Here is a 7426-nt window from a genome sequence, read left to right on the forward strand (position 1 = left end):
AGCGTTCCAATTTTGATTTGCTCAGAGACATTTAAATTACCTGCTTCTTATATGGTCGCATTTGATGGCAGTCAGACTGCTATCAAGGCTGTCGATATTATTTCGAAAAGTCCGCTGTTAAAAGGCATGCAAGGGCATATCGTTATGGTAGGTAATGATGATGCGACCTCTAAAAAAAGCTTGGCAGCAGCAACTGAGCAGCTAACAGTAGTAGGCTTTACGATAGAGGCGCATCAGTTGTCCGCCTCTGATGCGGTTGATGGGTTACTCGACTTTCAAAAACAAAATGCGGTCGATATCATCGTCGTTGGTGCTTATGGTCACTCTAAGTTGCAACAGCTATTTATTGGTAGTACCACGACTAAGATTATTGCTAAGACGCTGTCACCAGTCATTTTGATCCGTTAAATTCTTAATGGATGGTGTGATGAACAGCGTTTGCTCAAGCATTCTTAGCTAGCGTTGATTTGCTTTAAGAAAACACAGCGATGTTGGGATAAATGTCTCGAAGCTGCTATCTATACCAGCACAGTAGGCGAGGAAAATTTATCCCAGTAGCATGTCATCATGACTGTATTTTTATTTTGAATTAACGATAGATTGACTAAGTGAAAATATGAGTCAATATGCCGCCGCTTTGTACGTATTAGGCAGTTTCAATGACAATAACGCTGCTGTTGCCACAAATATGCTCGATATCCAAAGACAAGCCTCTAAGCCAAATTCTTGGTATACCCAACCTGATAGCACTGTGCCAATCAATCTGCCCATCGCATTTGCCATGTAGTAAAACCCCACATCCAGTGACACCCCATCACTATCAGCGTAGCTGACAATAAGGTAGCTGTGTAATGAAGAGTTGATGGCGAAAATAACGCCAAATATCAGCAAGCCAATAATAACCGATGCTTGTATATGAAAATCAAAATATAAAGCCAGCGCGATCGCCGCAGGAATAAACGTCAGATAGCTTGCCCACAAAAAGGCTGCTCTACCCGTTGGAAGCACGCCTTTTTTCTTGCCTGTAAAATAAGGCGCGATTGACTGGACGATGCCATAACCGATGACCCAGCTTGCCATAAAACTACCGACCCACCAGTGACTCCAGTTAAATGTCGCCGCCAAAAACACGGGCAAGGCCACGACAAACCAAACGTCTCTGGCACCAAATAAAAACAATCGGGCAGCAGATAGGATATTAATAGCAGGGCTTTTAGAAAAAATATCTTTAAATTTAGGCTTGTTCGTGGCTTTACCAATATCCTCTTTTAATACCACCAAGCTAAACACCCAGACTATGGTTAGTAGTGATGCCATCAGTATCATAGCGCCCTTGAACCCAATTAGGGTTAGTAGCAAACCACCGATAAAAAAACCAACGCCTTTTAGGGCATTTTTAGAGCCTGTGAGTAGCGCTACCCATTGATAGAGCTTACTCTCAGCATCTTTTGGTACCAACAGTTTAATAGCGCTTTTGGCACTCATTTTATTTAAATCTTTGGCGATACCTGACAGAGCTTGTGCCACCATGACATAGACCACGGTGAGCATATCAGCAGGCACAGCAAGCATGGCTAGGGCGATTATCTGTATGGCCAAACCAATATTCATGATTTTATTTAGCCCAAGACTGGTGCCAAGCCAACCCCCAACCAGATTGGTGATAACACCAAAGATCTCATAAAACAGAAATAGCATCGCAATACTTAATGGGCTATAGCCTAACTGATAAAAATGCAGCACGACGAGCATTCGTAGTGCGCCGTCAGTTAGGGTAAATGCCCAGTAGTTACCGGTGATGACTAAGTACTGCTTCACTTGCGATGATAAATCCGTAACGGATAGCAGCCCCATGATTAACCCTTATCTGCTAGACCAACCATTCGTACCAATTCAGCCGTTCTATTGGCATAACCCCATTCGTTGTCGTACCAGACATAAAGCTTTACTTGCGTGTCATTGACGACCATCGTCGATAGCGCATCAACGATGCTTGAACGTGGGTCTGTTTTATAATCAATCGATACCAGTGGACGTGTCTCAAAGCCCAATATGTCTTTTAGCTCGTTTTCAGACGCCTGTTTGAGTAACTCATTGACTTCTTCAACGGTGGTGCCGCGCACCATTTCAAACACACAATCGGTCAGCGAGGCGTTGGCCAAAGGCACACGAATGGCATGACCGTTTAGTTTGGCTTTTAGCTCAGGAAAAATATGAGTGATGGCGGTCGCAGAGCCTGTCGTGGTCGGGATAAGGCTCATACCACAAGCACGTGCTCGACGTAAGTCTTTATGCGGTGCATCTAATATCGTCTGGGTGTTGGTAATATCATGGATGGTGGTCATCGAGCCATGCTTGATGCCTATTTTTTCGTGCATCACTTTGACCACGGGTGCTAGGCAGTTGGTAGTACAAGATGCAGCAGTGACAATGGGATACATGTCTTTGTCGTATAGATGCTCGTTCACACCCATAACGATATTTAACACGCCTTCTTCTTTTACGGGGGCGGTGACTACTACACGTTTTACCCCTTGGTCTAAGTAGGCTTGCAGCAAGGCTTTGGTTTTTATCTTTCCTGATGCTTCAATGACCACATCGCACAATGACCAGTCTGTATCTTCGGTCGCTTTGTTTTGCGTACAAGGAATGGCTTTACCGTTGATAATCATGGACGCGCCTTCGTGAGTGGCTTCGTGATGCCAGCGACCATGCACAGAATCAAACGTCATTAGATGTGCAAGGGTCTTAGCGTCGCCCGCAGGATCATTGATATGGACAATTTCACTACCGTCCCAGTCAAATGCTGCACGCATGGTTAAACGTCCCATACGACCAAACCCATTAATACCGACTTTAATTGTCATAAAATTATCCTTTGTTTTATTTAAAAGTTACCAGAGAAAATGCTTTAAAATTCTCAGTTTTATTCAAACCAATGTTGTGTGCGGTTAATGATATAGACCAGCGATAACATCACGGGCACCTCAACCAGTACGCCAACCACGGTGGCAAGCGCAGCACCTGAGTGTAATCCAAAGAGGGAGATAGCCACTGCAACTGCCAGCTCAAAAAAGTTAGAGGTGCCTATCAAACAAGCAGGGCCTGCAATATTGTGCGGCAGTTTTAACCATTTAGCAGCGATATAGGCAATAACAAAAATGCCATAGGTTTGAATCATGAGAGGAATGGCAATGAGGCCAATAACTTGGGGTTTGGAGACTATGGTCTCAGCTTGAAAGCCGAAGAGCAGAACCACAGTGGCTAACAAGCCTACCATCGACCAAGGTTTAAGCACTGATAATAGATTATTCAATGCGTCCTTATCACGGCGCTTATTGAGCATATTGCGTGTCAGCACACCAGCAATCAAGGGAAGCAGAACATAAAGTGCCACAGAGATGATCAACGTCTCCCATGGCACCTGGATATCACTAACGCCCAGCAAAAAAGCAGTAATAGGAGCGAAAGCAAATATCATAATGACGTCATTGACGGACACTTGGACCAAGGTGTAATTAGGATCCCCTTTGGTTAACTGTGACCAGACAAAGACCATGGCTGTACAAGGAGCCACACCTAATAAAATCATTCCAGCGATATACTCTTGAGCCGATGCGGGATCAACTAAGTTGTCAAAGAAAATGTTAAAAAATAACCAGCCGAGGCCGGCCATAGTAAAAGGCTTAATGAACCAGTTGATAATGATCGTTAGAAACAACCCTTTTGGGTTTTTACCTACATCTTTAATGGCAGAAAAGTCTATCTGTACCATCATGGGATAAATCATCACCCAAATGAATACCGCAATAACAAGATTAACATGAGCAATTTCGAGGTTTGCAACCAACTGAAATAAATCAGGCTGCCATAAACCCATTACCACGCCGAGAAGAATGCCCAAACCTACCCAAACTGATAAATAGCGCTCAAAAATACCCATTGTGACTCTCTTAATATGTAACGGTTGATTATTGGTTATTTACAAAAACTGGCTCTGTCAGGTCTGTTTTGCATCGTATCTAACCGCCCAATCTCACGCTCAATCAGATGAGTATTATTTTCTGTTGTTTGCGCCACCACAGTCTTTGCCCATAACGGCAGTTCAGGATTGATACGATAAAACACCCACTGACCGTGCTTTCGATCAGTAATGACGTCTGCCTTCTTTAAAACGGCAAGGTTACGGGAGATTTTGGGCTGAACATCTTCCTCCAAGGCTTCCATCAACTCACAAACACACAGCTCACCATGATATTCAATCAGCATCAGTGCTTTGAGGCGAATGTCATCAGTCAGGCTTTTGTAAAAGGTAATGGGATCAAAGTCTGCAAGCGGCGTGTCTTGTATAGCAGTAGGTTTAATCTCTTTCGTATTTTTTGTAGGTTTGTTCTCCACGAAGAGAAACATCGTTAAACGATTACTTAATTCACTTAATGTAGTCGTAAAAGGATGACTGCCAGCGCGAGTTTTTGGGTCAGGAATATCCCATGCTAGCTGCTTTCCGGTATTGGGATAACTTCTACATTCGGCACTGGCTTTTTCGCATAAAGTAATCACATAGTCAAAAAACTGCCCTTCAAACTCGTCGACATGCTTGGATCTTAATCCACTGGCGTCGAAATCGAACTTTTCTAAGGCCTGGATGGTGCGTGCATCGACTTCACCTTTTTCTACGCCTGCGCTATAAACCTCATAGATATCGCCCGCTTTATACTTCAGTAATGTTTCAGCCATTTGTGATCTGGCCGAGTTACTGGTACAAAGAAACAGCACCTTTTTCTTATTCATATTTTCCATAATCATACTCATTAATAAGCGCCTTTACATACGAAATATTATATATATAATATTTCGTATGTAAAGGCGCTTTTAGGTTTGTGTTCGAAGTATGATAAATAGAATGGCTTTAATTAAGATCATAAAATATCTGATACTCTAAAACTTGAAGTCAATAAAGCGTATATCGCGGAGTCAATATGAAAAAAATCTTATTCCTTTGTGTGGCCAATTCAGCTCGCAGCCAAATAGCGGAAGGGTTGGCTCGGCATTATTTACCGAAGGACATTGAGGTATATAGTGCAGGGTCCGCCCCCTCGCATCTTCACCCTCATGCCATTACTGTCATGTCAGAGATTGGCATTGATATCAGCCAACAATACGCAAAATTTATTGATGAGATAGAGGATGATCATATAGATACCATCATTACTCTGTGCGCAGAAGAGATCTGCCCCGTTTTTCTGAGTGGTGGTCAGCGCATGCATTGGCCTATGAGCGACCCTGCTGCTGGCTCTGATTTGCCAGATAAGATGCTAGAGAGCTTTAGGGAAGTGCGCGATCAGCTGTTACAACGTATTTTAGTATTGGCTGAGCTCATTAAAATGCCCGTTGGCATTCCTTCAATAGAATTTCATAGCAGTATTCGAGTGACTGACTTGGCTAAAAGCACCGCCTTTTATAGCTGGTTACTAAATACTTGGCCAAAGGAATGGACGCATCGTTATGCTACCTTTATCCGCCCAGATCTCAATTTAAATATGGTATTGGTAGTATCTGACGGTAAGCAGCTTAATCACGATACTCTTTACCATTTAGGTATCAACGTCAATAATAAGCAAGAGGTCATTGAGGCTTTTTTTAAAGCAAAAGACACAGGCTTGAGTGTTTTTAAACCACCACGAACGACTTGGAAAGGGACGCCCTTACATGAATTATGGTTGACTGATCCTGACGGTAATTTAATTGAAATATATGCTCGCTTAACGCCTGACGAGCTGCAAGCCAAACCACAAAACGAGCAACCAACATTTTTGGTAGCAGGGACTGAGGACAGTTATGCCAACTAAAGTATTTGACACAATTGTTATCGGTGGTGGTCAAGCCGGTTTGGCTGTTGGCTACTATCTAAGACGTGCCAAAGTTGACTTCATTATTCTTGACGATCAAAACTAAAGTGGCGGTGCGTGGCAACATACTTGGCCATCACTACGGTTGTTTTCTCCCGCTGTTATGAGTTCTCTGCCAGGTCGTCTGATGCCAAAAGCAAAAGATGGCGAGTATCCACATCGAGATGAGGTGCTTCATTATCTTGCTGACTATGAGCAACATTACCAGTTGCCAATCTATCGACCTTATCAGGTTCAAAGCGTCCAGCGTGATGATGAACACGGTTGCTTACGGGTGACTGATGGCAGTTACACATGGTTGGCGAAAACCGTGGTGAGTGCAACGGGAACGTGGAGCAAGCATACAATCCCCTCACTTAAAGGTCAGCAAGCGTACCTTGGGGAGCAATGCCACTCTGCTCATTATGAGGGCCCAGACGCCTACAAAGATAAGCGGGTACTGGTGGTCGGTGGTGGTAATTCGGGCGCACAAATTATCTAACCGATCGCTATAATTTTTTTGTATTTCATTAACTTCACTGGTTATAGCTCAAGGGTTCTAATGTTTGCCATTGGGTTCATCCTCTGAATTTATAGCTGCTTTCAACCGACGAATCACTGCGCTTAATAACATCTCGTCAATATCAGATAATGAGTTCAGTCCGTAGTCATAAGTTTTTAAAATCATGGCTTGTTGATCTTGGGTTAAGTGTACAGTTATATCGCCATCTTTAGTAAGGTGTCTGTAGTCCTGTAATTTTTTCTGATTGATATTACTCATTTTTTTATCCTCTTTCTTGTTTTAAAGAGAGTTAACATTTCTTTCACGCTCTCGTTATTTTGAGATAAGTAGAACCTTACGCAAACCATACTAACATTCCATTTTGCACCAGTACGGCAAGTTTTTCTAATTCCTAATGGGGAAGTCGTTCCCAAAAACTTACCCGATACAGACCATTCCTGAGAAAATGCACAAGATGATCGGGTATCAATAATAAATTGATGATCAATAACCTATTTACCCATTTAAAACATGTAAGGCGAATCGCTATTGTATGTACGTGGGAAATCTATCTCATTGTGTTACCCCACACATAGTACATTTCCAGCGAGGGGTAAAGCCAATATTATATAACGTTAAAAGCAACCAGAGACCGCCAGTGAATAAGCTTAAAAGCAAAACTGAACGCCACCTGACTTCAATTGGTAGTCGAAAATGAAGCATTACCCTACCGTAAGGTTCGCACCTTAGATATCTTGTCTCTGTTCGATTATCCATAATCATTACCTAAAGCGAGATTTCCTCTAACCTTAGCTAATATACTTATTTAAGACAACCCGAACTATGTATTGTGAACCACCTCCGACTATATCCGAGACTGATTTACTTAAGTCAGCAGTAAAAACCTGAATAACTCTAAAAAATTTGATCTACAGGCTATAGTTCGATGCCTCTACCTCTACAGCGCGCCAAACGCGATTTAAGATAATATGACGCAAAAGTTTGTTATAGCTCCTCTAGAGAATGCTGGTCAGTA

9 protein-coding genes are annotated in these 7426 nt (G+C 42.7%); 4 read left to right on the plus strand and 5 right to left on the minus strand.

Translation table 11 applies throughout. From position 1 onward, the window contains the following. Positions 1 to 408, plus strand: a 408-nt coding sequence (locus VLN09_RS02045) for a universal stress protein (protein WP_325243555.1), incomplete at its 5' end; no start/stop codon positions are given. A 213-nt stretch (positions 409 to 621) separates the two neighbouring features. Here VLN09_RS02045 and arsJ read toward each other — a convergent pair. Genes arsJ through VLN09_RS02065 form a run of 4 tightly spaced genes read right to left on the minus strand, consistent with a single transcriptional unit; the run spans position 622 to position 4812 of the window. Then, positions 622 to 1854, minus strand: coding sequence for an organoarsenical effux MFS transporter ArsJ (gene arsJ, locus VLN09_RS02050; RefSeq protein ID WP_325243556.1), 1233 nt, complete (start codon positions 1852 to 1854; stop codon positions 622 to 624). Positions 1855 to 1856: 2 nt separating this feature from the next. Next, positions 1857 to 2867, minus strand: coding sequence for an ArsJ-associated glyceraldehyde-3-phosphate dehydrogenase (locus tag VLN09_RS02055; protein ID WP_325243557.1), 1011 nt, complete (start codon positions 2865 to 2867; stop codon positions 1857 to 1859). A 59-nt stretch (positions 2868 to 2926) separates the two neighbouring features. After that, complete coding sequence (arsB, locus tag VLN09_RS02060; protein WP_325243558.1) at positions 2927 to 3943, minus strand: ACR3 family arsenite efflux transporter; 1017 nt, start codon at positions 3941 to 3943, stop codon at positions 2927 to 2929. A 35-nt stretch (positions 3944 to 3978) separates the two neighbouring features. Continuing rightward, on the minus strand, positions 3979 to 4812 hold the full coding sequence (locus VLN09_RS02065; protein WP_325243559.1) for a metalloregulator ArsR/SmtB family transcription factor: 834 nt from the start codon (positions 4810 to 4812) through the stop codon (positions 3979 to 3981). A gap of 167 nt (positions 4813 to 4979) precedes the next feature. Here VLN09_RS02065 and VLN09_RS02070 point away from each other — a divergent pair, with 167 nt between their 5' ends. From VLN09_RS02070 to VLN09_RS02080, 3 genes are read left to right on the plus strand one after another with little or no spacing between them, the layout of a single operon-like run. Beyond that, positions 4980 to 5849: a VOC family protein gene (locus VLN09_RS02070; RefSeq protein WP_325243560.1), complete on the plus strand. Its 870-nt coding sequence runs from the start codon at positions 4980 to 4982 to the stop codon at positions 5847 to 5849. Then, positions 5839 to 5955 (plus strand): NAD(P)-binding protein, encoded by a 117-nt coding sequence (locus VLN09_RS02075; RefSeq protein WP_325243561.1) that lies wholly within the window; start codon positions 5839 to 5841, stop codon positions 5953 to 5955. Before VLN09_RS02070 ends, VLN09_RS02075 begins: the two co-directional genes overlap by 11 nt. 57 nt (positions 5956 to 6012) lie before the next feature. Then, positions 6013 to 6390 carry an NAD(P)-binding domain-containing protein gene (locus VLN09_RS02080; RefSeq protein WP_325243562.1) on the plus strand — a complete coding sequence of 126 codons (378 nt, stop codon included), beginning with the start codon at positions 6013 to 6015 and terminating at the stop codon, positions 6388 to 6390. Positions 6391 to 6447: 57 nt separating this feature from the next. Here the strand turns inward: VLN09_RS02080 and VLN09_RS02085 are convergent, their stop codons facing one another. Beyond that, positions 6448 to 6669 carry a hypothetical protein gene (locus tag VLN09_RS02085; protein WP_325243563.1) on the minus strand — a complete coding sequence of 74 codons (222 nt, stop codon included), beginning with the start codon at positions 6667 to 6669 and terminating at the stop codon, positions 6448 to 6450. Positions 6670 to 7426: the final 757 nt, after the last annotated feature.

The sequence above is a fragment of the Psychrobacter sp. genome, from assembly GCF_035469765.1.
Classification (GTDB): domain Bacteria; phylum Pseudomonadota; class Gammaproteobacteria; order Pseudomonadales; family Moraxellaceae; genus Psychrobacter.

Excerpts from the sequence above, each read along its gene's own strand:
- arsJ (WP_325243556.1), bottom strand. The coding sequence starts at position 1,854 with ATGGGGCTGCTATCCGTTACGGATTTATCATCGCAAGTGAAGCAGTAC.
- VLN09_RS02055 (WP_325243557.1), bottom strand. The coding sequence starts at position 2,867 with ATGACAATTAAAGTCGGTATTAATGGGTTTGGTCGTATGGGACGTTTA.
- arsB (WP_325243558.1), bottom strand. The coding sequence starts at position 3,943 with ATGGGTATTTTTGAGCGCTATTTATCAGTTTGGGTAGGTTTGGGCATT.
- VLN09_RS02065 (WP_325243559.1), bottom strand. The coding sequence starts at position 4,812 with ATGAGTATGATTATGGAAAATATGAATAAGAAAAAGGTGCTGTTTCTT.
- VLN09_RS02070 (WP_325243560.1), top strand. The coding sequence starts at position 4,980 with ATGAAAAAAATCTTATTCCTTTGTGTGGCCAATTCAGCTCGCAGCCAA.
- VLN09_RS02075 (WP_325243561.1), top strand. The coding sequence starts at position 5,839 with ATGCCAACTAAAGTATTTGACACAATTGTTATCGGTGGTGGTCAAGCC.
- VLN09_RS02080 (WP_325243562.1), top strand. The coding sequence starts at position 6,013 with ATGAGTTCTCTGCCAGGTCGTCTGATGCCAAAAGCAAAAGATGGCGAG.
- VLN09_RS02085 (WP_325243563.1), bottom strand. The coding sequence starts at position 6,669 with ATGAGTAATATCAATCAGAAAAAATTACAGGACTACAGACACCTTACT.